19 protein-coding genes are annotated in these 22,379 nt (G+C 62.9%); 11 read left to right on the plus strand and 8 right to left on the minus strand.

What is annotated here, in order from left to right; genetic code table 11:
* Positions 1-206 precede the first annotated feature (206 nt).
* From AB1N67_RS13975 to AB1N67_RS14000, 6 genes are all read left to right on the plus strand, one after another.
* Positions 207-965 (plus strand): gamma-glutamyl-gamma-aminobutyrate hydrolase family protein, encoded by a 759-nt coding sequence (locus AB1N67_RS13975; protein ID WP_043207055.1) that lies wholly within the window; start codon positions 207-209, stop codon positions 963-965.
* Positions 966-990: 25 nt separating this feature from the next.
* Positions 991-1,848 carry an MBL fold metallo-hydrolase gene (locus AB1N67_RS13980; RefSeq protein WP_289717431.1) on the plus strand — a complete coding sequence of 286 codons (858 nt, stop codon included), beginning with the start codon at positions 991-993 and terminating at the stop codon, positions 1,846-1,848.
* Between the two features lie 137 nt (positions 1,849-1,985).
* Positions 1,986-3,302 carry an SDR family oxidoreductase gene (locus AB1N67_RS13985; RefSeq protein WP_102081564.1) on the plus strand — a complete coding sequence of 439 codons (1,317 nt, stop codon included), beginning with the start codon at positions 1,986-1,988 and terminating at the stop codon, positions 3,300-3,302.
* A gap of 299 nt (positions 3,303-3,601) precedes the next feature.
* Complete coding sequence (locus AB1N67_RS13990; protein ID WP_367863081.1) at positions 3,602-4,816, plus strand: MFS transporter; 1,215 nt, start codon at positions 3,602-3,604, stop codon at positions 4,814-4,816.
* Positions 4,817-4,917: 101 nt separating this feature from the next.
* The gene (locus AB1N67_RS13995) at positions 4,918-5,817 is read left to right on the plus strand and encodes a LysR family transcriptional regulator (RefSeq protein ID WP_090344863.1); all 900 of its coding nucleotides are present in this window, start codon (positions 4,918-4,920) and stop codon (positions 5,815-5,817) included.
* Between the two features lie 184 nt (positions 5,818-6,001).
* Positions 6,002-7,120: a sensor histidine kinase gene (locus tag AB1N67_RS14000; RefSeq protein WP_289717434.1), complete on the plus strand. Its 1,119-nt coding sequence runs from the start codon at positions 6,002-6,004 to the stop codon at positions 7,118-7,120.
* 65 nt (positions 7,121-7,185) lie between these two features.
* Here AB1N67_RS14000 and AB1N67_RS14005 read toward each other — a convergent pair whose 3' ends face one another.
* Complete coding sequence (locus tag AB1N67_RS14005) at positions 7,186-7,572, minus strand: MerR family transcriptional regulator (protein ID WP_090344719.1); 387 nt, start codon at positions 7,570-7,572, stop codon at positions 7,186-7,188.
* A 74-nt stretch (positions 7,573-7,646) separates the two neighbouring features.
* Between AB1N67_RS14005 and AB1N67_RS14010 the strand changes: the two genes are divergently transcribed.
* Positions 7,647-8,711, plus strand: a complete 1,065-nt coding sequence (locus AB1N67_RS14010) for an SDR family oxidoreductase (RefSeq protein WP_090344717.1) — start codon at positions 7,647-7,649, stop codon at positions 8,709-8,711.
* A gap of 177 nt (positions 8,712-8,888) precedes the next feature.
* On the opposite strand, the gene AB1N67_RS14015 is transcribed toward AB1N67_RS14010, so the two are convergent.
* The 4 genes from AB1N67_RS14015 to AB1N67_RS14030 form a co-directional block, all read right to left on the minus strand.
* Positions 8,889-10,142 (minus strand): OprD family porin, encoded by a 1,254-nt coding sequence (locus tag AB1N67_RS14015; protein ID WP_367863082.1) that lies wholly within the window; start codon positions 10,140-10,142, stop codon positions 8,889-8,891.
* Between the two features lie 60 nt (positions 10,143-10,202).
* Positions 10,203-11,507, minus strand: coding sequence for a CitMHS family transporter (locus tag AB1N67_RS14020; RefSeq protein ID WP_043215617.1), 1,305 nt, complete (start codon positions 11,505-11,507; stop codon positions 10,203-10,205).
* Between the two features lie 123 nt (positions 11,508-11,630).
* Positions 11,631-12,944: a dicarboxylate/amino acid:cation symporter gene (locus AB1N67_RS14025; RefSeq protein WP_367863083.1), complete on the minus strand. Its 1,314-nt coding sequence runs from the start codon at positions 12,942-12,944 to the stop codon at positions 11,631-11,633.
* Positions 12,945-13,007: 63 nt separating this feature from the next.
* On the minus strand, positions 13,008-14,087 hold the full coding sequence (locus AB1N67_RS14030; protein ID WP_102081509.1) for a 4-oxalomesaconate tautomerase: 1,080 nt from the start codon (positions 14,085-14,087) through the stop codon (positions 13,008-13,010).
* 147 nt (positions 14,088-14,234) lie between these two features.
* Here AB1N67_RS14030 and AB1N67_RS14035 point away from each other — a divergent pair, with 147 nt between their 5' ends.
* Positions 14,235-15,128: a LysR family transcriptional regulator gene (locus AB1N67_RS14035; RefSeq protein WP_043215830.1), complete on the plus strand. Its 894-nt coding sequence runs from the start codon at positions 14,235-14,237 to the stop codon at positions 15,126-15,128.
* Between the two features lie 48 nt (positions 15,129-15,176).
* Here AB1N67_RS14035 and tcuB read toward each other — a convergent pair whose 3' ends face one another.
* The 3 genes from tcuB to AB1N67_RS14050 all read right to left on the minus strand — a co-directional run bounded on the left by tcuB (position 15,177) and on the right by AB1N67_RS14050 (position 18,862).
* Complete coding sequence (gene tcuB, locus AB1N67_RS14040) at positions 15,177-16,358, minus strand: tricarballylate utilization 4Fe-4S protein TcuB (RefSeq protein WP_367863084.1); 1,182 nt, start codon at positions 16,356-16,358, stop codon at positions 15,177-15,179.
* Complete coding sequence (tcuA, locus tag AB1N67_RS14045) at positions 16,339-17,793, minus strand: FAD-dependent tricarballylate dehydrogenase TcuA (protein ID WP_367863085.1); 1,455 nt, start codon at positions 17,791-17,793, stop codon at positions 16,339-16,341. The genes tcuB and tcuA overlap by 20 nt, the downstream gene beginning before the upstream one ends.
* A 148-nt stretch (positions 17,794-17,941) precedes the next feature.
* The gene (locus AB1N67_RS14050) at positions 17,942-18,862 is read right to left on the minus strand and encodes a LysR family transcriptional regulator (protein WP_043215834.1); all 921 of its coding nucleotides are present in this window, start codon (positions 18,860-18,862) and stop codon (positions 17,942-17,944) included.
* A gap of 213 nt (positions 18,863-19,075) precedes the next feature.
* On the opposite strand from AB1N67_RS14050, the gene AB1N67_RS14055 reads away from it, so the two are divergent.
* The 3 genes from AB1N67_RS14055 to AB1N67_RS14065 all read left to right on the plus strand — a co-directional run bounded on the left by AB1N67_RS14055 (position 19,076) and on the right by AB1N67_RS14065 (position 22,288).
* Positions 19,076-20,011, plus strand: coding sequence for a cyclase family protein (locus AB1N67_RS14055; protein WP_090344703.1), 936 nt, complete (start codon positions 19,076-19,078; stop codon positions 20,009-20,011).
* Between the two features lie 125 nt (positions 20,012-20,136).
* Positions 20,137-21,309, plus strand: coding sequence for an MFS transporter (locus AB1N67_RS14060; RefSeq protein WP_197852995.1), 1,173 nt, complete (start codon positions 20,137-20,139; stop codon positions 21,307-21,309).
* A 73-nt stretch (positions 21,310-21,382) separates the two neighbouring features.
* Positions 21,383-22,288, plus strand: a complete 906-nt coding sequence (locus AB1N67_RS14065; RefSeq protein ID WP_197852994.1) for a LysR family transcriptional regulator — start codon at positions 21,383-21,385, stop codon at positions 22,286-22,288.
* Positions 22,289-22,379 lie beyond the last annotated feature (91 nt).

Consider the following 22,379-nt stretch of genomic DNA (forward strand, 5'->3'; position numbering starts at 1 on the left):
ACAGGGAGTTCAGTCCAAGCGATCGGCAACGGTTCGCCACGGTGCCAATGGCTCGTGCACGATCCATTAGGGCCGTGCTTTAGCGCGTACCTGCCTGCGCCGATTTCCCAAACCGCCTGCATACGCAGTTTGAACGTTCGGGACAGGGCGGCATCCTTTGCCAAGACACAGGTTGTTTTCTCTCGATAACCAGTAGGCCTGAAGGTATGGCACGTCTTCCTGTAATCGGCATAGTGGCAAGCTCCTGGAAAATCGGCCCCCATGCCGTGCAGATCATGGACGACAAATACGGGCGCGCCGTTGCCTTGGCTGCCAATGGCCTGCCTGTCGTGATTCCTGTGTTCGCCGAGCTTCTGATGCCCCGCGACATCATAGAGCGTGTCGACGGCCTGCTGTTTACCGGGTCGCCCTCGAACATCGAGCCACATCACTACCAAGGTCCTCCCAGCCCACCCGACACCCCACATGATGCGGCCCGTGACCATCTGGCCCTGCCGCTGTGGCGCGAAGCCGTCGACGCCGGCCTGCCGGTATTGGGCATCTGTCGAGGGTTCCAGGAAATGAACGTCGCCTTCGCCGGCACCCTTGAACAGCGGTTGCCAGAAACCGGCACCGAACATCAACCGCCGAGCAACGAGCCGGTGGAAGACCAATATGCGCGCACACACAACCTGACCGTGTTGCCAGGCGGTGTGCTTTATCGTCTGGGCCTGGCGGGCCGTATCGAAGTCAATTCGGTCCATGGCCAGGGTATCGCCGAGGTGGGCAAAGGCTTGCGTGTCGAGGCCGTCGCTGAGGACGGCCTTGTGGAAGCGCTTTCGGTAGAAGGCAGCCAGAGCTTTGCCCTGGGCGTGCAATGGCATCCTGAGTGGCAGGTCATGTTCAACCCGGATTACCTGGCCATTTTCAAAGTCTTCGGCGACGCCTGTCGACAACGCGCTCAGCAGCGTTGCGCACGCCGTTGAGGGCTCGGGCCACTGGAGGAAGACCATGCACATTCATCATTTGAACTGCGGTTGCATGTGCCCTTGGGGCGGTGCGCTGTTCGACGGCTACAGTCCAGGCCTGACGGCGACCGTGCCGTGCCATTGCCTGTTGGTCGAAACCGAGCGTGACGGGCTGGTACTGGTCGACACGGGTTTTGGCTACAACGATATCCAGCACCCACAGCGCTTGAGCCGCTTCTTTCGGCTGTTCAACAACATCCGCCTCGACCACCGCCTGACAGCCTTGGATCAGATCAGGCGGCTGGGCTTCGATCCGCGGGATGTCAGGCACATCGTGCTGACGCACCTGGATTTCGACCACGCCGGCGGGCTGGAAGACTTCCCTCAGGCCCGGGTACATGTGATGGGCGAGGAAATATCGCATGCCACCCAGGCCGGTGGCTGGATCGGATCACGGCGTTACCGCGCCCGCCAGTGGCAAGCCGTGGCGGATTGGGAGTTCTATCCCGAGCTGGGCGAACAGTGGTTCGGCTTCGATGCCGTGCGCGCGCTGATCGATGCCCAGGACGACATTCTGTTGGTACCCCTGGGCGGCCATACCCATGGCCATGCCGGGATCGCATTGCGCACCGGACAGGGCTGGCTGCTGCATGCCGGCGATGCGTACTTCCACCACCTGGAGGTGCACAGCCCCCAACGTCGCTGCCCGCCAGGCATGCGTCTGTATCAGCGCATGATGGACACCGACCACAAATTGCGCCTGGCCAACCAGCGACGCCTGCGCGACCTGGTCCTGACCCAGGGGCCGGGACTGGAGGTGTTCTGCAGCCATGACCGATGGGAGATGCAGTATGCCTTGACCAACCAGCAGGAAAAGGATGCCCGGTGTCAGCGAGCCTGACCATCGAGCGTTTGGCCTGAACTTCCTCAGGCTGTCCAGCTTCCTCTACTTAAACCACCACCGGCCCAACAGGCGGTTCCGTTTGCATGTTGGCCTTGATCATTCACGGCGATGGCTGCCTGAGAGAGGGTTCGATCATGATTGATCCGGCAACGGGAATGAAACCGGGTGAACGCTACCGGGTAAGCGATCCCGACGAGGTCCAGCAGTTTCCGGGATTCTTCCTGGACGGCAAGTATTACCTGGAACCTGAGCTGTTGACGGCCGTCGGCTGGCTGGAAGGTCGGCGGTTCATCTATGACAACCTTACGCCCACAGGCGAGCCGGTGTTCGCGGATCGCTTCGCCGGGACGGTCGAGGACCTGACGCTTCATGTGGTGGAGGGTCCGGCCCTTAAGCTGTCGAGGGTCGATGCTGCCGCTGGCGAAGCGGCTGCGTCGCACACCGAACGACCCAGTCCTACGCCGCACCGACCCTCGGCCCAGCGCCGGCTGCAGGGCCAACTGGTGGTCATCACCGGCGCATCCAGTGGCATCGGTCGGGCCACGGCCAAGGCCTTTGCTTGCCAAGGTGCCCGCCTCGTGCTGGCCGCCCGCGACGAACAGGCGCTGTTCGAGGTGCTGGATGAGTGCACCGAGTGCGGCACCGATGCCTTGGTCGTGGTTACCGACGTCACCCGTAGCGAACAGGTCGAAGCGCTGGCCGTACGGGCGGCGGAGTTCGGCCACGGACGCATCGACATCTGGATCAACAATGCCGGTGTCGGAGCCGTGGGCAGCTTCGACCAGACGCCGCTCCCCGCCCATGAGCAAGTCATCCAGACCGACCTGCTCGGCTACTTGCGTGGCGCTCACGCGGCGCTGCCGTACTTCAAGGCCCAGGGGCGCGGGATATTGATCAACACCTTGTCGGTCGGCAGTTGGGTAGCCCAACCCTATGCAGCGGCCTATTCGGCCAGCAAGTTCGGCTTGCGTGGCCTGACCGAAGCGCTCAGGGGCGAGTTGACGGAATATCCGGATATCCATGTGTGCGATATCTATCCGGCGGTGATGGACACGCCGGGTTTCAGGGACGGCGGCAACTACACAGGCCATGCGCTCAAACCGCCGGGGCCCGTCTACGATCCGGCGTTGGTGGCCAAGGCCATGGTGGCCTGCGCAGTATCGCCCCGTGCTCACACCACTGTGGGCTCAGCGGCGCGGCTCGCGCACCTGGCCAGTCATCTGGTGCCTCGCCTTGCCCAGTTCACCGGCTGGCTGACCCGTCTGGGCATCGAGCGTAGCCCGAAGGCGGCGGTGTCGGACGGCAATCTGTTCCAGCCCCCTGTTGGCACCCGTGGCGTGCAAGGGGGTTGGCGCACCGCTGGACACCCTGCACCTGCGTTGCTGGTCACTGCGGCGGTGCTGATACTGGGGAGCTGCGCGCTGGCCACGCTTCGACGCAAACGGCGCTGAGTGCTCTGGAAGGTGTGGTCCGACGACACCCTTGCAGGACCCGGCACCACCTGTCGCGTCATCGGACCCTCGCCACCAACTTCCAATCCCCGGACCCGGTCTTTGTCCTGCTCGACTCCGACGAGGGCAGCTACATCTCCGGGTCACGCTATGGTGAGACAGGGGCAAGCCGATGCTGTGAGGCGGCCCCGGGGTTTTGCGCAGCACGCACAAGTTCGTTGCGGCGAGTGGGTCTACCGCCTTCCCGACCGCAGCCCTAGGCTTGTCGCTGACCTGTCAACCCATTTGGAGTGTCCACCATGTCAGCGAGCAGCCCTGAGATTGTTGCTTCACCGTCGGCGTCCGCCGTCGTCACGCCTGCCCTGTCCAAGGCGCTGGTTGTGTTTCTGGCGTTCTGTTGCGGCGCCGTCGTTGCCAACCTGTATTACGCCCAGCCGATCGTTGAACTCATCGCGCCCAGCATCGGGCTTTCGCCGCAGCATGCCAGCCTGATCGTGTCGCTGACCCAGTTGGGATATGCCGTCGGCTTGCTGTTGCTGGTGCCGCTGGCAGATCTGATGGAAAACAAACGCCTGGTCATCGGCTTTACCTTGGTAGTGGGGGTGTGCCTGGCGGCGGCAGGTTTTGCCGGTTCGCCTTCGCTGTTTCTGGCCGCCTCGCTGATGATCTGCCTGACTTCCGTCGCCGTGCAGATCCTCGTGCCCCTGGCCGCACACCTGGCGCCAGAAAGCAGCCGGGGTCGCGTCGTGGGCAACATCATGAGTGGCCTGTTGCTCGGCATCTTGCTCGCCCGCCCGGTCTCGAGCCTACTGTCGGAGTACGTTGGCTGGAGGGGCGTGTTCTTCAGTGCCGCCCTGCTGATGGTGGCCATCGCAGCCCTGGTAGCGGTGCTGTTGCCTGAACGGATCCCGAACCATCACACCACCTATGGCCGCTTGATCGGATCGGTGTTCGCATTGGCCAGACGCTATGCAGTGCTGCGCGAGCGCTCGCTGTACCAAGGGCTGCTGTTCGCAAGCTTCAGCTGCTTCTGGACCCTGGCGCCCATCGAGCTGATCCGTCATTACGGCCTCAGCCAGAACGGCGTCGCGCTCTTTGCCTTGGTCGGTGCGGTCGGGGCGGTTGCAGCCCCCATCGCCGGGCGCCTTGCCGATGCAGGTCACGGGCAGGTCAGCACTTTGGCTGCCTTGCTGTTGGCGCCCGCTTCGCTACTGATCGGTGCCATTTCCGGGCTTGGCTACCTGGGCCTGGTAGTGGCAGCTGTCGCCTTGGACTTTGCCGTGCAGTTGAACATGGTCCTGGGGCAACGTGAGGTCTACGCGCTGGACCCTCACAGCCGCGCTCGCCTCAACGCCGTGTTCATGACCAGCATCTTCGTCGGCGGCGCAGTGGGCTCGATGATGGCAAGCCCGCTGTACGAGCGTTTCGGATGGAGTACCGCGCTCTATACCGCTGCCCTGCTCCCGGTCTTGGCATTGCTGGTGTTCGTGGTCAAACACAGGAATGCTCGTTGAGCCGGCATCGCGCTATCTCGATGAGCCTTGACATGGCTATCATCCGTGCAGCCGTTACCTTCGGGCTGGCGCTCCCGGTCCTCTTCGACAAGGTTGTACGTATGGATAAATTTCTGGCATTGAGCATGTTCGTCGAGACGGTACGCTGCGGCGGCTACTCCGCAGCGGCACGGAAGCTCGGCGTGGCCACCTCGTCGGTGGCCCGTCAGGTTGCAGCGTTGGAGGCAGACCTTGGGGCCACGCTCATCACCCGCAGCACGCGGCGAAACAGCCCGACCGACCTGGGCCAGGCCTACTTTGCGAACGCGGTGGCCATCCTCGATGCGTTGGCTGCGGCCGACAGCCTGGTGATGGACCGGGGGAGCGAGGCCAAAGGCACGCTCAGGATCAGCGTGCCGGTGGAGTTCGGCCGTCACTTGATTTCACCGCATCTGGGGCGTTTTCTCGACAGCCACCCGGGGTTGGAAGTCACCCTCAACCTCAGCGATGAGCGGGTGGACCTTTTCAAGGAGCGCATTGATTTGTCCGTGCGTTTAGGGTCAACGGTTTCCAGCGATGAAGTCATTTGCACCCCGCTCGGCCATTTCCAGCGTTGGCTGGTGGCAAGCCCTGCCTACCTCGAGCAGCACGCGGCCCCCGCCCATCCCCTCGAGCTACCCCGCCACAGATGCCTGCGCTTCGATTACGGCGGGCCCATGCGCGCCTGGCAGTTCCAGATTGACGACCAGACGGTGCCGGTCCAAGTGCACGGCCAGATGCAGAGCAACAACGCCGACGTTCTCCGCCAGGCTGCCGTCGCCGGTCAAGGCATCGCGCTGCTGGCCGACTGGCTGGTCGCCGAAGACGTGCGGCACGGCCGGCTGATCCGCTTGCTGCCAATGTTCGAAGTCAATCCAACCTCGGTCGACACGAGTATCAACATGGTGTATCTGCCGGCCAATCGCGAGTCCACGCGTATCAAGGCATTCGCTCGGTTCATGAAAACGCTGCTCGACCGTTGATGGGCAACATCATCCTTCGCGGATACACCCTACGACTTCACCGCCGTGATCATCGGTGAATTCCAAGCCATATAGCGCGTCGTTGCAAAAGCGTGACAGAAGTTAACGCACTGGTTGTTATACCCCTACAGTTCGATGATCTAGTCTATTGGGACGCCGTTTGAGGACAGTGCCAGGGACCGTTATGAGACTGTACGACTTCATCGAGGGCAACATGGAGCCGATTCTCCAAGCCTGGGAGGATTTCGCGCGTTCGGTGGAGACGCAGCAGCCAAATCTGGATGCGACCGGTTTGAGGAATCACGCCGAGAAGATCCTGCACACGGTCGCCCAGGACATGCGAACGACTCAGACAGCCCATCAACAGTCTGAAAAAGCGCAAGGAAGGGGGCCGCAAATATCCAGCGAGACAGCGGCCCAGACACATGCGGTGGTACGTCTGATGGCAGGCTTCTCCATGGATCAGATGGTCTCCGAATATCGAGCGCTGCGCTCCAGTGTGCTCTCCCTCTGGCTTAAGCACGAAGCATTCGACCAATACCAGGTCCAAGACATGATTCGGTTCAACGAGGCAATAGACCAAGCCTTGGTAGAGTCGATCGCAGCTTATGGGGTGGCAGTGGAGTCGACACGAAAAAAGGTGCTTGCCGTGTTAGGCCATGACCTGCGGTCACCGTTGGGGGCGGTACACATGGCTGGCGATCTGCTTTTGCGCCAGAAAGGGCTGGATGAAAAAGGCAAGGCACTGGCATCCCAGGTTTGTACAAGCGCTCGCCGCGCTACGGCCATTGTTAATGACCTGCTCGACCTGGCGCGCTGCAATCTGGGTACCGGCATCCCGGTCTATCCAGAGGAGGTCGAACTGAACCCGATATGCCGCACCGTGATCGAGGAGTTGCAAACCGCTTTCCCGGTGGCCGACATCGTCTTTGACGAAGTCGCGCAGGTGACCGGCCCGTTTGATTCGGCCCGTATCGCCCAGGTCTTTTCCAATTTGATAGGCAATGCCATCCGCCACGGCGATATAGCCTGCCCTATCAAGGTCACGGTGGAGAACGACGCTATCGGTCCGCGTGTGACAGTCCATAACTGGGGAGAACCCATTCCTGCTGACGTGATCCCCTACCTCTTCAAGCCGGAGGGGCGTTATTCCAGTTATGCAGCCGGAGAAAAGGGTTCAGCTGCAGGTCTTGGGCTAGGGTTGTTCATCGCGGCGGAAATCGTTGCCAGTCACGGCGGCAGGATTGAAGTCATGTCGAATGAAGAGCAAGGGACGACGTTTGCGGTGTTGCTCAAGGGGTAAGGGTGAAGTCGAAATCGTATCGACAGTTGCTGTCCACCGTTTTCGTCGAAGAAGGAGCGGACGACCTACCTCGTGTAGCTGGCAATCAGCGGCAGCCCTTGGGCAATGGCACTGGCTTCAAGCTTGGCACGCTCGGCGTCGAGAAAGGCATACGCGGCCTGCAAGGTGGAGATCTTCGCTTGAATCTCGGCCATCTTGCCGGCAACCAAGGCTGCGCCTTGGGCGCAATTGATCGAGTTACCGCGCCTGGCCGCCAGGATGTCCCCGATCTCGGCGAGTGAAAATCCCGCCCCCTGGGCACTTTGAATGAATGCCAGGTCACTAACGGTCTGATCGCTGTAGCTGCGGTAGTTGTTGGCCTGTCGATGGGCCACGATCAACCCGAGCTTTTCGTAATAGCGCAATGCGTGGCGGCCGAGTCCACTTCGGCGCTCCAACTCTCCAATGTTCACCTAAAGAAACTCCTTGACTGTAGAGCACGCTCTACACCTTAGCCTGCACCCATCATCCAAACAAGGAATCAGGCATGAGCGTGGAATGCTTCGTCACGGGCGGCAGCGGATTTATAGGCCAACACCTACTGGCCCGTCTTACTGCGACAGGGCACAAGACCTGGGTGCTCATGCGCAATCCTGGAAACATCGAACGGCTCAGAGAACAGGTAAGCCGGCTGGGCGGTGACCCTGCACATGTCCACGCGGTTGAAGGCGACATCAGCACAGAGGGGCTTGGTCTGAGCGAGGCGGACCAGGCGTGCGTGTCTTCGGCTTCGGTGGTTTTCCACCTTGCGGCGGATTTTTCCTGGGGGCTGACGATGGAGCACGCCCGCGCCGTCAATGTGCAAGGGGCGCTCAGAGTCGCCAGGCTTGCGGCGAGCCAGGACATCCGCTTGCTCATGGTAGGTGGCTTCATGCTGCAAAACCTGGCCCACCTTGCCAGGATCGGCGTCGATAACGAGCGCCCTGAAAACACAGATTGGCCTGCAGTCTACGCCCGTGCTGGGGGCTACGAAGGCAGCAAGATCGAGTCCCATTTCGCAGTCATGCGTTACATGCACGATGCCGGTGCGGATTACACCGTTGTCCATCCTGCTACGGTGTGTGGCCACAGCGAGACTGGGCACATCCCGCAAGGACAACCTCTGGCCGAGCTCATTCGAAACCTGGCACAAGGCCGGTTCAAAGCGATTCCCGGCTCTGCCAGGCACTGGTTGCCATTGGTCAGCGTCGATTACCTGGTGAAGATGATGACCTGCGTGGCGCTCGACCCTTCGATGGCCAACCGGCAGGTCCTGGCGCTCTGCGCGCACACACCGAACCTGCAAGGGATGCTCGAGCAGATCGCAGGAACGCTGCAGGTCAAGGCACCCCGCTACCATGTACCGATAGGTTTGCTCAGGTGGATTTTGACGATTCCGGGCCTGGCGGCCCGACTGGCGGTCAGCGCCGAATCATTGGACTTCATTCAGACCCAGCGCTTCGACATGCGTCAAAGCGAGCTTCTGGAGCACAAGTATCAATTCACACACCCCGACATGGCGCGCACGCTGGAAAATACGGTGCGCTACGTCAAAGGCGACTTGGCCCACTGAGGCAACCCGGTTGAGCGGACTCGAACAATACCTGTGACAGCGGGCCCGCTCCAGACGCAACGAGCTGATCCGGCTGGGCAAAAAAGCGCCACAGCCGTCCGGCGTGTAGTTCGTCTTCGAGAAAGTCCGACACAGCGCGAGCCGGCGCACCGAAGTGCGCCGGCTCGCGTCGCTGCATTACCAGAGCGCGATGTCGTAGGTCAGGTAGATCCGGTTGCTGTCACGACCGCGGGAGAAATCAGAGCGGTAGACATAGTTGCGCAGCTTCACGCCCAACCCTTTGACCGGACCGGACTGCACCACGTAGGCAAGTTCCACATCACGTTCCCATTCGTTGAGTTCAGCGTCAGCGGAGCGACCGTTGTCCCCGCTCAAGTAGCGCGCCATGAAGGTGAGCCCAGGGACACCGGCCGCTGCAAAGTTGTAGGCATAGCTTGCCATCCAGGTTTTCTCTTCCTCCTCGATGAACTTACCGATGCCGACGTTGCTGAACGAGTAGACCGTCGCGCCGCTGATGTACGGCAGCCCAGCATCGCCATCAAGCACTTGGTAGCCGGCGCCGACGGTGTGCCCCGAGTGGGTATACGACACCTGCCCACTGAACATGTCGTTGTCGATCTTGCCACCGTAAGCGGCTCCGCTGTCACGACTCTTGAAGTAACGCACGTCGGTGGTCAACACCCCGCCGGCCAATGGCAAGTCGTGTACCAGCCCCATATAGTCCTGGCGGTAAAAGTGTTCGAGCTGGCCATGGAAATAACTCAAACGCAGCTGTTTGCTCACGGCATAGTCCGCGCCGGCAAAACTGAAATCGCCAGACTCGCTACCGCCGTAGCCATCCAGAAATAGGCCAGTGCTGTCGGAGGAATCACGCTGCTTGAAGCGATCCAGGTGGCCGGCGGTCAGGGTCAGCCCTTCGACATCGGTACTGATCAGCTGTGTGCCTTGGTAGGTCTGAGGCAGCAGCCGCGCATCGTTGTAGACCAACACCGGCGTCTTGGGCAGCAAAGTGCCGTGCTTGACCACGGTCTGCCCCACGCGCGCCTTGGCCGTCACCCCGGCGCTGGAGAATTCGTCTGCGGCGCGGCCATCGTCGTGGACCGGCAGCAAGCCGGTACCGCTGCGCCCACGGCCCGAATCGAGCCGGACACCGACCAAGCCAAGGGCATCGAGGCCCACACCCAGCGGGCCTTGAGTAAACCCTGATTGGTAATCGAGCAGGAAACCTTGCGCCCATTCCACCCGCTCACTCTTGGCGTTCGCGGCAGCGCGGGGGCTCATGCCCTGTTCGTCACGGAAGTTTTCGTTGAAATAGACATTGCGCAGTTGCAGCTTGAGCTTGCCGTCATCGATGACTCCGGCAGCGCCGGCCACAGGCAGCCAGCCGCAGAGCAGGCCACAGGTGGCCCCACGGAAAACAGCTCGGGACATGTTCGGTACTCTAGTTGTTGTTCTTGGATAGAGGTGGGCGCCAGGAGCGCCCCATGCAGATCAGACGAAGAAGGACAGCGCCCCCGTGAGCAACGCCAGTGCCGTGATCACCAGCGAGGTGAGTACCGCCCATTTGACGGTGGCTTTCTGGAAGTCGCCGATATCGCGATCGACCATGCCCACCAGCAGCAAGGTCGAAGCTACCAGCGGGCTCATCAGGTGCACCGGCTGGCCTAGCACCGAGGCGCGTGCAATTTCGACCGGGTCGATGCCGTAGGCGGCAGCCGCGTTGGCCAGGATCGGCACCACGCCAAAGTAGTAGGCATCGTTGGACAGCACGAAGGTCAGCGGCATGCTGGTCAGCGCCACCACCAGCGGGAACCAGTGGCTCCAGGCCTCGGGAATCCAGTCGACCAGGGTCTGCGCCAGGGCATCGACCATCTTGGTGCCGGAGAAGATCCCCGCGAAGATGCCGGCGGCGAACACCAGCAGCACCACGGTCATGGCATTGCCCGAATGGGCGAGGATGCGCTCCTTCTGCAACTCCAACTGCGGGTAGTTGATCATCAGCGCCGCGACGAAACCGATCATGAACAGCAGCGCGGAGTGCATCACACCCATCACCAAGGCCGTCATGACGGCAATCACCAGCACCAGATTCACGTACGCCAGCCGTGGGCGCTTGTGCGGGTTGTCGCCAAGGATTTCCTTGATGTAGCAATTGCCCCCGCCGGACTCCAGGGCGATGTTGCCGATGCGTCGACGCTCGGCACGGCCCAGCAGGTAGGCGGTGAACACCACCCAGGCCGCCCCCCCGATCACGGTCGGCAGCATCGGAATGAAGTACTCGGTCGCATCCAGCCCGAGCGCGGCGATAGCCCGGGTGGCCGGCCCGCCCCAGGGGCTCATGCCGCTCATGATGCTCAGCGACAGCATGGACACCGTGGCCAGGATCATCGGGTTCATGCCAATGCGCTTGTACAGCGGCAGCATGGCCGCACAGGTGATCATGTAGGTGGTGGTGCCGTCACCGTCCAGTGCCACCAGCAGCGACAGCAGCGCCGTACCGATGGCGATCTTGATCGGGTCGCCATTGACGCGCTTGAGAATCTTGCGGATCAGCGGGTCGAACAGGCCAGCATCGATCATCAGGCCGAAGAACAGGATGGCGAACAGCAACAGTGCCGCCGAGGGCGCCACCATCTTCAAGCCATCGAGCATCATCTTGCCCAGCTCGGGGGCAAAACCACCGATCACCGCGAAGACGATGGGTACCACGGTGAGCGCAACGATCGGCGACAGGCGTTTACTCATGATCAGGTAGGTGAAGGTCACCACCATGATCAGGCCCAGGAGTGCGAGCATGGTCTTTTCTCTTGTTTTTATTGTGTTGCGGCCATCGGCAAGGCAGACGGCCCCCTACCCCACTCGGCATCGCCGGGATGTCGAGTGGGATTTTACGTCAACGATGGGAGGTGGAAGAGGCTTTCAGCCGTGATGCCGAGGCTCGGCAGACCAGTCGGCCTGCGCAATCTGCGTCTCGGCCGGTGCAGCCGGGGTGCCGTTCAGACGACGCAGCAAGGTTTCCCGTTCACAGGCGTTCTCCGACAGCGAGATGACCACGGTGGCCACGGCGTTGCTGGCCAGGCTGGTCAGGGCCCGCGCTTCGGACATGAAACGATCGATGCCGATCAGCAAGGCCAGCCCTGCCAACGGGATGTCGTGGATGACGGTCAAGGTCGAGGCCAGCGCCACGAAACCACTGCCGGTCACACCTGCAGCGCCCTTGGACGACAACAGCATGATCGCCAGCATCGTCACCGTCTGCCCGAGGCTCAGGTCGATGTTGCAGGCCTGGGCGATGAACACCGCCGCCAGCGACAGGTAGATGGCGGTGCCGTCGAGGTTGAAGGAATAGCCGGTCGGCAGCACCAGCCCCACCACACCTTTCTTGCACCCCAGCTTCTCGAGTTTTTCCAGCATGCACGGCAGCACCGGCTCGGTGGACGATGTGCCAAGCACCACCAGAAACTCCTCGCGGAAGTAACGCAGCAGCTTCCACAGGCTGAAGCCGTGCGCGCGGCAGATGCCACCGAGCACCACCAGCACGAAGAATGCGCAGGCGATGTAGAGCGTGCCGACCAGCTTGGCCAATGCGCCCAAGGAGGTCACCCCGTACTGCCCAACCGTGAAGGCCAGCGCCCCGAAGGCACCGACCGGGGCGAAGCGCATCAGGTAGCCGAAGATGCGAAACACCATGGTCGAGGCCGACTCCAGCACATCGAGTACCGGCTTGCCCTTCTCGCCCATGGACGACAGGGCAAAACCGCTGAGCACCGCGATGAACAGCACCGGCAGCACTTCACCCTTGTTGAACGCCCCGATGAAGGTGTCCGGAATGATGTGCATGAAGAAATCGACCACGCTGAGCTTCGCCGCAGAGGCGGCGTACTGGCCAAGGCCCTCGGTGCTGAGGGTGGCCGGATCGATGTTCATCCCCACACCCGGGCGGAACAGGTACACCGCAGCCAGGCCGATGATCAGGCTGACGATCGTCAGCCCCAGGAACAACAGCAAGGTCTTGCTCATCAACCGACCCAGCGAGCGCTTGTCGGTCATGCCGGCGATGCCGGTCACGATGGTGCAGAAAACGACCGGGGCGATCATCATCTTGATCAGTTTGATGAACGCGTCGCCCAGTGGTTTGAGCGCAACGGCCTGTTGCGCCCAGAAGTGACCGACCACCACGCCCAGCAGGACGGCGCAGAGGATCTGGAAATACAGTGATTTCGCGAGTTTCATGAGGCATCACCCATTGTTGAAATTGTGCGGATGTGCGGGTTGCGATGTGATGCAAGCAGCTGCCTACCCCGCCAGCCTGCGCAAGGTTGGGGCGTAGACGAAGCCTGAAAACAGCCGGCGGGCAGTTCTAACCACAGAGGCCTGGAGTGTCTTGCCATCGGCGCCGCTGCGCGAAAGCGCGACGTCGATGCCACCGCTCGGGTGCTCCAGGCGCACTTCATCCAGGTGCTGTGCTTGTTCGCCAAGCATGTCCATGATCACGGTGCCCGGGCTGACGCAGGCAGTCGCCAGCCCGATCGCACCGGTGATGGCCAAGGCGCGATGGCAGTTGTGAGGCATGAAGTAGCGCACTTGCAGCGTGCCGTCATGGCGGGGCGGAGAAACCAGTACGGGCTTGGGGATCACCATGCCGCTGACATCGCCCAGCCCCATGGCCTTGCCGGCCTTCAGGCGCAAGGCCTCCAGACGTTGCAGCAGGCGGGTGTCGGCATCCAGCTGTGCGGGGGTCTCGGAGCCGGTCACGCCCAGCTGGCTGGCCTCGACGATCATCATCGGCATGGCCATGTCGATGCAGGTCACCGGCACGCCGTCGATCACATCCTGGGCTTGGCCGGTGGGGAACAGCTTGCCAGTCTTGCTGCCCACCGCGTCGAGGAAGGTCAGGTGCACCGGGGCGGCAGTGCCAGGTACGCCGTCGATTGCCGTGCGGCCTTCGTAACGCACGATGCCACCGGGCGTTTCCACCAGCGAATTGACGAAGGTGTTGGTGTTCAAGTTACGGATGCGTACCAAGGTCTTGCCATCCTGGGCCTTGACCAGTCCTTGCTCAATGGCGAATGGGCCAACGGCGCAGAGCATATTGCCGCAGTTGGGTGCGGTATCGACCCGGCGCTGGGCGACCATGACCTGCACGAACAGGTAATCGACATCGGCGTCGGCATGCAGCGAGGGGCTGACGATCGCCACCTTGCTGGTCTGCGGGCTACCGCCGCCGATTCCGTCGATTTCCAGCTCATGCCCGGAACCCATCAGGTTGATCAGCAATTCGTCGCGTTCGACCACATTGGCAGGAAGATCCCATGCATGGAAAAAGGGCCCCTTGGAGGTGCCGCCGCGCATGAGTACGCAAGGAATTCGTTGCATGATTTCGCACTCTTGTTGATCAATGGACATCATTGATGTTGTGGACACAAGATTGACAGGGATGGATAAATCAATCCAATGCAAATATCGTAGCCATTATTGCGATTGGTGAATCAATCCAGAGCCAGGGCCAAAGAGCGATCCGAGATGGAATACGAGCTGCAAGACATACGATCTTTCGTGAAAATCGCCGAACTGGGCAGTTTCCATGAAGCAGCGGAAGCGCTGCACCTGTCCCAACCCGCCCTGAGTCGGCGGATAAAAAAGCTCGAGGAAGGATTGGGCACCTCCCTGCTGGAGCGCACGACCCGCCGCGTCAGCTTGACCAGTGTCGGGCGGGACTTTCTGCCCAAAGCCAGGCGCCTGCTGGATGACTTCGAGGATTCGATCCTGAGCATTCGCGAACTCGCCGAACGACAGACCGGCCAGGTCACCCTCGCCTGCATCCCGACTGCGGCGTTTTATTTCCTGCCGTCGGTGATCCGCGACTACAACGAGCAGTACCCCAAGATCCGCATCCGCCTGCTCGACCTCAGCGCCAACGACGGGCTCGAGGCCGTGCTGCGCGGCGAGGCCGACTTCGGCATCAACATGATGAGCGGCCAGCACCCGGACATCGAATTCGTCTCCCTGGTGCAGGAGCATTTTGTCCTGGCCTGCCGTCGGGACCACAAGCTGGCGAACCGCGACGCGGTGACCTGGACGGAACTGGCCGACTACCGACTGATCGGCGTGGGCCGGCTGAGCGGCAACCGGATGCTGCTGGACCATGCCCTGTCCGGGCTCAACCTGCGGCCCAAGTGGTTCTATGAGGTCCAGCACCTGTCCACCTCGCTGGGCATGGTCGAGGCCGGGCTGGGTGTTTCGGCCATGCCCAGCCTCGCCATGCCCAGCGCCGATCATCCGACGCTGGTCAGCGTGCCGCTGATCGAACCCCAGGTGACCCGCACCCTGGGGCTGGTCTACCGACGCGGGGCATCGCTGTCGCCGGCGGCGGAGAAGTTCGTGTCGATCCTGTTGGACAAATGGCCCAACCGGTGAGCGAGACGCGCAAAACGGTGCAGATGAGAAACCGGCTGCATCCATGGCTCACTCCCCTCCCAGACCCAGGTCATTGGGGCGGCGCTTTTCGATCGCGAACTTGAGCAGTGCCGCGCTTCGGAACAGGCCATGGGCGAACTTGCCGTAAGGCAGCGTGATGAACAGCGCCATGACCGTGCCCAAATGGATCGCCAGCAGGATCGCCATCGCGGCGGTGTCGCGCAGGCCCAGCAGGGCAAGGCCCGTGACGCTGACCAGCAAGAGCAGCAGGATGAACGCCCGGTCCATGGGCCGCTGGGCCACATCGCCCTGCTCCGGCGCCCGGCGCAGGTTCAGCGCCAGTAACCCGGCTGGCCCGACGACCAAGCCAAGCCCACCCAAGGTCCCCAGCAACACCGGTGCGCTCAGCAGCGGATACGGCGCCGGGTAGCCCAACAGGTAGTGGTAGCCGGTGGCGACCGCTGTGGCAGCGAAGCACAACAGGAAGCCGTAGAAGGTGAAGTGATGGAAGCGCCGGCGCCAGAGGGTGTAGCGATCATCGGCGTTGTTGCAGCCCTGGCCATGCCCACCGTCCAGATACTTCAGGGTCAGCGCCGCGCTCGAGGCCTCGAGCGCCGCTCCCTTGGCCGGTTGCGCCTGGGCCTGGGCAGGCGAGACCGAGCGCCAGAAACGACGCACCGCCACCGCCAGCGCCACACCTGCGGCGGCAAAGACACTGCCGAACATCAACGCCAAGGTGTTGTGCGGGAAGACCGCATAGAAATTCCCCGCCAACCGCCCGGGCAACAGCGTGCCGTTGGCCCACAATGCCAGCAGCAAAAACAGCGACAAGGCCACTGCCAAGGCACTGGCGACATAGGTGCCGTTGTGCCGATACAGCCGCCCGAAGAGGCTCGGCCAGGCGTATTCGGCGTAGGTCTGCCCGCGCACCTTGGCCATGACTTGGGGCACGTTGACGGCGAATTCGTGGGGCTGGGCATACTGACAGGCGTGCAGGCAAGCGCCGCAGTTGTGGCACAGGTTGGCCAGGTAATGGATATCGGCCTTGCCGAACTCCAGCCTGCGGGTCATGGCCGGGAACACGGCGCAGAAGCCCTCGCAGTATCGGCAGGCATTGCAGATCCGCATCTGCCGGTCCACTTCCTGCTCCTCAAGGTTCAACACCGGGATCAGGGCGAGGGCTGGCTGCTCGGCATCAGGTTGGCGGGGTTCAGGCAGTTGTGCGGTCATGGCGATTCTCTTGTTCTGGATATACATGGCCGGCAGCCGCCGCGGCGCTGGTCCCGGCGATGCGGCCGAAGGCAGTGCCGATGGACATGCCGACACCCGCGGTGTAGCCCTTGCCGAGCACATTGCCCGCCATCATTTCGCCGGCGACGAACAGGTTCGGGCTGGGCTGTCCAGCGAAATGGACCGCGGCGGTTTCGTCGGTGCGCAGCCCCAAGTAGGTGAAAGTGACGCCAGGACGCAGCGGGTAGCCGTAGTAAGGAGGGGTATCGATCGGTCGTGCCCAGTGGCTCTTCACAGGCTCCAGGCCCAGGGTGTGGCAGTCGTCCAACCGGGTGTGGTCGAAGGTGCCCGCCTGGCAGGCTCGGTTGTAGGCCCGCACGGTGTCGATGAAGGGCTGCACGGGCAAGCCGAGCAGGCCGGCCAGGGCTTCCAGGCTATCGGCGGTAGCCCCCGGGAAGACCGGGGGCATGAAGCGGCCAAGGGCTTTCTGGTCGATGATCGAGAAGCCCACTTGCCCGGGCTGTTGGGCCACCAGCCGTCCCCAGATGGCATAACGCTTGGGCCAGAAGTCTTCACCTTCATCATAGAAACGCTGGCCGTCGCGATTGACCACCACGCCCAGCGACACACAATCGATGCGCGTACAGATGCCGCCGTCGTACAGCGGCGCACGGGCATCGATCGCCACCATGTGCGCCTGTGTCGGGTCGCCGATCGTGTCGGCGCCGTGTTCGATCATGCGGCGCAACAGCACCCCATCGTTGAAACGCGTACCGCGAATCAGGAAATTGTCCGAAGGCCACTCCCCTCGTTCGTTCTGTCCCCAGGCCTCGCGCAACCACTGGCGGTTGGACTCGAAACCTCCGGCGGCGAGCACACAACTGCGCGCCTCGATGCGTTCGGCGGGCAAGTGTCGGCCTTGGACTTCACGCGCCGGCACGTGCGCGGCAACGAAGCGTCCGTTGTGCAGTTCGATGTCGGCGACGGGGGTGTCGTAGCGAATCTGTACGCCCAGATGCTCGGCACTGCGAAAGTACGCATTGACCAGCGCCTTGCCACCGCCCATGAAGAACGCGTTGGTTCGAGCGGTATGCAGCGCACCGGATAACGACGGCTGGAAGTGCACACCATGGCGGCGCATCCAGTCGCGGCAATTGGAGGACGCGCGAATCACCAAACGCGCGAGCGTTTCGTCGGTCTGGCCACCGGTGACCTTGAGCAGGTCCTGCCAGAACTCTTCTTCCGGGTATGACTCGACCAGCACGTCCTGCGGCTCATCATGCATGCAGCGCAGGTTGCGGGTATGTTGGGAATTGCCGCCCCGCCAGGCACGTGGGGCCGCTTCGAGCAGCATCACGCTGGCTCCGGCCTCCCGCGCCATCAGCGCGGCACAGAGGGCGGCATTGCCCCCTCCGATGACAAGCACATCGATCATTTCGCCTCCAGATCACGAGGAGCCGACTGTTCGGGTGCTCCTCGTGACCGGGGACTCTAATGAGCGGGCATGGACGGCGAAACGCGATCGCCGAGGGGAGGCATTCAGTTTTGCTAAACGGTCCTGGGCGGCAATGGCGTGCCCAGGCTCAAAGTAACCGGGCGCCCGGCCATCGCCCCTGCTCCACCAGCTCCCGTGCGAGCTCCTGCAGAACGATCCGGGTCGCCAACGCCGCTGGCGAAAGTTCGTCATCGGTGAGGCTGACGATCACGTTGCGCCGCTGCGCCTGAGCCTCATCGATGGCGAACACTCGCAAGCCCGCCTGGTGCGCCCGGGCCACCGTCGCGCCGGGCTGGATGGTGGCGGCGTGACCTGCACAGACACAATCCATCAACAGCGACAGGCCATCGATTTCCATGACGATGTTGGCCTCCAGCCCGGCCCCCTCGAAGATCGAACGCAGTGTCGTGCGCAGGCCATGCTGTGTGCTGGGCATCACCAATGCAAGCGTCGCGATCTGTTCCAGCGTGAGGGACTCGCCCCAATCGGCCTTGACCAACGGGGCGGGAACCAGAACGAACAGCCGCTCGTTCAGAAGCGGCCGGACATCCAGGCGTGGCCCCGACTCCGCTTGGAACAGTACTGCCAAGTCGAGGTGTCTGGCATTGAGTTGGTTCATCAGGTAGCCAGAGAGCATTTCCACCAGATGCAGACGGATATCGGGATAGCGTTCGCGCATCCTGTCGATCAAGGCCAGACCGAGAATCGAGGCGGTGGTCGGCGCCAGCCCCACGCTGGCATAGCCACTCATGCGCCCGCTTTGCGCGGCAAGAACGGCATGCTCGGCCTGGCGAAGCGCCAGGCGTGCGTGGTACTCGAAGGCCAGGCCCGCCGCCGTCGGCGAGACGCCCGTGCTCGAACGTGTCAAAAGCCGGGTACTCACCTCGCTCTCCAGCTTCGACAGTTGCTGGCTCAAGGCGGAGGCGCCGACCCCGAGCTCGATTGCAGCCCTGCCCAGGCTGCCGTACTCCAGGACACTCAGGAAATAGCGAAGCTGACGTAACTCCATACAGGTCTCTTTCAACGAAGGGGCCGATCCGCAACCATGTTAAAGGCATTTGGATCGGTTGCGCTTGATCGCTGCGGGAGCGGGCTCACCTGCGACTGAGGCTTCGCTCCTTGACCCGTACGCAAAAGTCATTGTCCCGCCCGCTGCTTTTTCTCCCCCCTGCACCCGCCCAGAATCCGTCCCTGACATCACTTCCCGATCAGGAGAATCCGGATGAACTACTTCAAGCCCCTGCTTCTGGCCGCCGCCCTGGCCACCACCGCCCAGGCCACCCTGGCAGCCGACTGGCAGGATTCGCCTTATGGCAAGCAGGACGAAATCGGCGCCGCCAACCTGCTGACCCCCGAGGTGGTCAAACAGGCCGTGGGTCTGGTCAAGACCGGCAAGACCTACCCCTTGGCCGTGCCTGTGAGCAAGGACCTGCCCGCCTTCCGCCATCGCAGCTTCCACCTCTACAACATCCAGCCCGGCGAACAGGCCGGCCAGACGCTGGGCAAGAACAAGTTCAGCTTCAACGATGAACTGGTCAACGGCTGGACCGGCGTCGGCACCCAGCTCAACGGCATCGGCCATATCGGTATCGACAACGTCTACTACAACGGCAACAAGGCAGCGGACTTCGTCACCGTCGAGGGCGTCACCAAGCTCGGCGTGGAGAAAGTACCGCCCATGGTGACCCGCGGCGTGGTGCTGGACATGACCGCCTACTACGGCAAGGCCATCGTGCCGGGTGGCACATCGTTCACCGTGAACGACATCAAGGCTGTGCTGAAGAAACAAGGCATCACCCTGCGCAAGGGCGATGTGGTGCTGTTCAACACCGGCTGGCTGGAGCTGATCGGCAAGGACAACCAGCAGTTCCTCGCTACCGAGCCCGGCATCGACCTGCCAGCAGCCCAGTGGCTCGCCGACCAGGGCATCGTCGCCTTTGGCGGTGACACCTGGGCCTCGGAGGTCTACCCCAACCCCACAGGCGAAGAGTTTCCGGTCAACCAGTTCATGCTGGCCAAGCGCGGTATCTACAACCTGGAGCTGATCGACACCCGCGCCTTGGTGCGCGACAAGGCCTTCGAGTTCCTCTTCGTGCTGGGCCAGCCGCTGTACAAGGGCTCGACCCAGGTCAACATCAATCCGGTGGCCATCCACTGATCGCCGCCCAGGCGATCGTTGATTTCAAATCAAAAGTCCTTGGCGCAGTCGTGACTTAATCGGCCTGCCGGCCGTTGCCATACTGCGCCTCACCTTCACACACTTCGCCCCCAGGAGCCTTTGCAATGAAACCCGGACACGTCCTGTTCGCCCTGGCCATCGGGGCCTTTGGTATCGGTACCACCGAATTCACCCCCATGGGCCTGCTGCCGGTGATCGCCGAAGGCATCGATGTCAGCATCCCCAGCGCCGGCATGCTGGTGACCGCCTACGCCGTCGGCGTGATGGTCGGCGCACCGATCATGACCTTGCTGTTCAGCCGCTTTGGCAAGCGCGGCGCACTGATCGCGCTGATGGCCATCTTCACCGTGGGCAACCTGCTGTCGGCCCTGGCGCCGGGCTACGGCACGCTGCTCGCCTCGCGCCTGGTCACCAGCCTCAACCACGGCGCCTTCTTCGGCCTGGGTGCGGTGGTGGCCGCCAGCGTCGTGCCTCGCGACAAGCAGGCCAGCGCCATCGCCACCATGTTCATGGGTCTGACCATCGCCAATATCGGCGGCGTCCCCGCCGCCACCTGGATCGGCCAGCAGGTCGGCTGGCGTCTAGCCTTCGCCGGCACTGCGCTGCTTGGCATCCTGGCCATGACCGCCCTGTGGTGGGCCCTGCCCAAGGGCGAGCGCGGCAGCGTGCCCGATGTGCGTCGGGAGCTCGCAGTGATCGCCCGGCCGAACGTGCTGCTGGCCATGGCCACCACGGTGCTCGGTGCTGGCGCGATGTTCACCCTGTACACCTACGTCGCCCCGGTGCTGGCGGACCTCACTGGCGCTTCGGACCGCTTCGTCACCCTGGGCCTGGTGCTGATCGGTGTGGGCTTCACCCTGGGCAACAGCCTCGGCGGTCGCCTGGCCGACTGGTCGCTGGACGGCTCGGCACGTCTCTTCCTCGGCGTACTGGCGCTGATCATGGTGCTGATGCCGTTCGTGCTGGGTTCCCACGTCGGCGCGGCGCTGGCCTTGCTGGTCTGGGGCATATTCACCTTCGCCGTGGTACCGCCGCTGCAAATGCGCGTGATGATCGCCGCCAGCGAGGCTCCGGGCCTGGCCTCGTCGATCAACGTGGGCGCCTTCAACCTCGGCAATGCGGTGGGGGCAGCGCTGGGTGGCGCGGTCATCAGCCTGGACCTGGGCTACGCCGCGGTACCGGTCGCCGGCGGCATGCTGGCGGCAGGCGGCCTGCTGCTGGTCTGGCTGGGCGGACGCGGCAAGGTCGCCGCCAGGGCCGTGGGCGGGACCGTATAGTTCCCCCACCTGAGGAGGCTAGCCAAGGCAGAGCTGTCCGCGTAAAACTTTGGGCAGTTCCCTTGGAGGTCTCATGCAAGATCTACGTCAGTTGCGCTACTTCGTCGCTGTCGCCGAATGCGAGAACGTTGGACGCGCGGCCGAGCAGCTACACATTTCACAATCCCCCCTTAGCCGGCAGATCGCCCAGCTCGAAGACAACCTGGGCCTTGCCCTGTTCGAGCGGCGCAATCAGCGCCTGTACCTGACCGCCGACGGCCGCACCTTCCTGTCCGAAGCCCGCGGCCTGCTCAAGCACGCCGAACGCCTGGAGTCGCTGGGCAAGCGACTGGGCCGGGGCGAGGAAGGCGGCTTGTGCATCGGCTACGTCAACCACGCCATCCATGCCGGCGTGCTGCCCGGCGCGGTGCGGGCCATCCGCAGCGAACGTCCGAACATCCATATCGCCCTGTACAACATGACCCCGCGCGAGCAGTTCGAAGGCCTGCGCCAGCGCAGCCTGGACATCGCCCTGGTCTGCGAGCCCCCGCCCAGCACCGACCCCGACCTGCGTGGCCACCCCGTGCTGGACGACCCTCTGCTGCTGGCCATCCCCGCCGGGCACCCCTTGGCCATCAAGGCCGAACTCACGCCCGCCGACCTGCATGAGCAGGAATGGATCATCACCGGCGGCCAGCCTGACCAGATCAACAAACGCGACGATTTCATCGCCCGCTGCGCCGACGCAGGCTTCACCCCGCGCCTGTCGCTGGAGGCCAACGACCCGCTGAGCGTGCTCGGGCTGGTGTCCGCCGGGCTGGGCCTGGCGATGGTCCAGAGCAGCCTGTCCGCCAGCGCAGGCTCCACCGTCGTGCTGCGCAAGCTGCCGTGGTTCAGCCCCTGCGTGCAGTTGTGGGCAGCCTGGCACCAGGTAGACCTGCGGCCAATCGTGGGCGTGTTCCGCGAGCGGGTGCTGGCGCTGGCAAAAGAGACCGCATAGGTCTTAACTCAGTCGAATTACGTCTTTTACAGTCTGACCAGACCGCCCTAGCATGGCTCCCATCGATGCAACTCATCCACAGGAGCCATTC

The organism is Pseudomonas guariconensis (assembly GCF_040822035.1).
Classification (GTDB): Bacteria; Pseudomonadota; Gammaproteobacteria; order Pseudomonadales; family Pseudomonadaceae; genus Aquipseudomonas; species Aquipseudomonas guariconensis.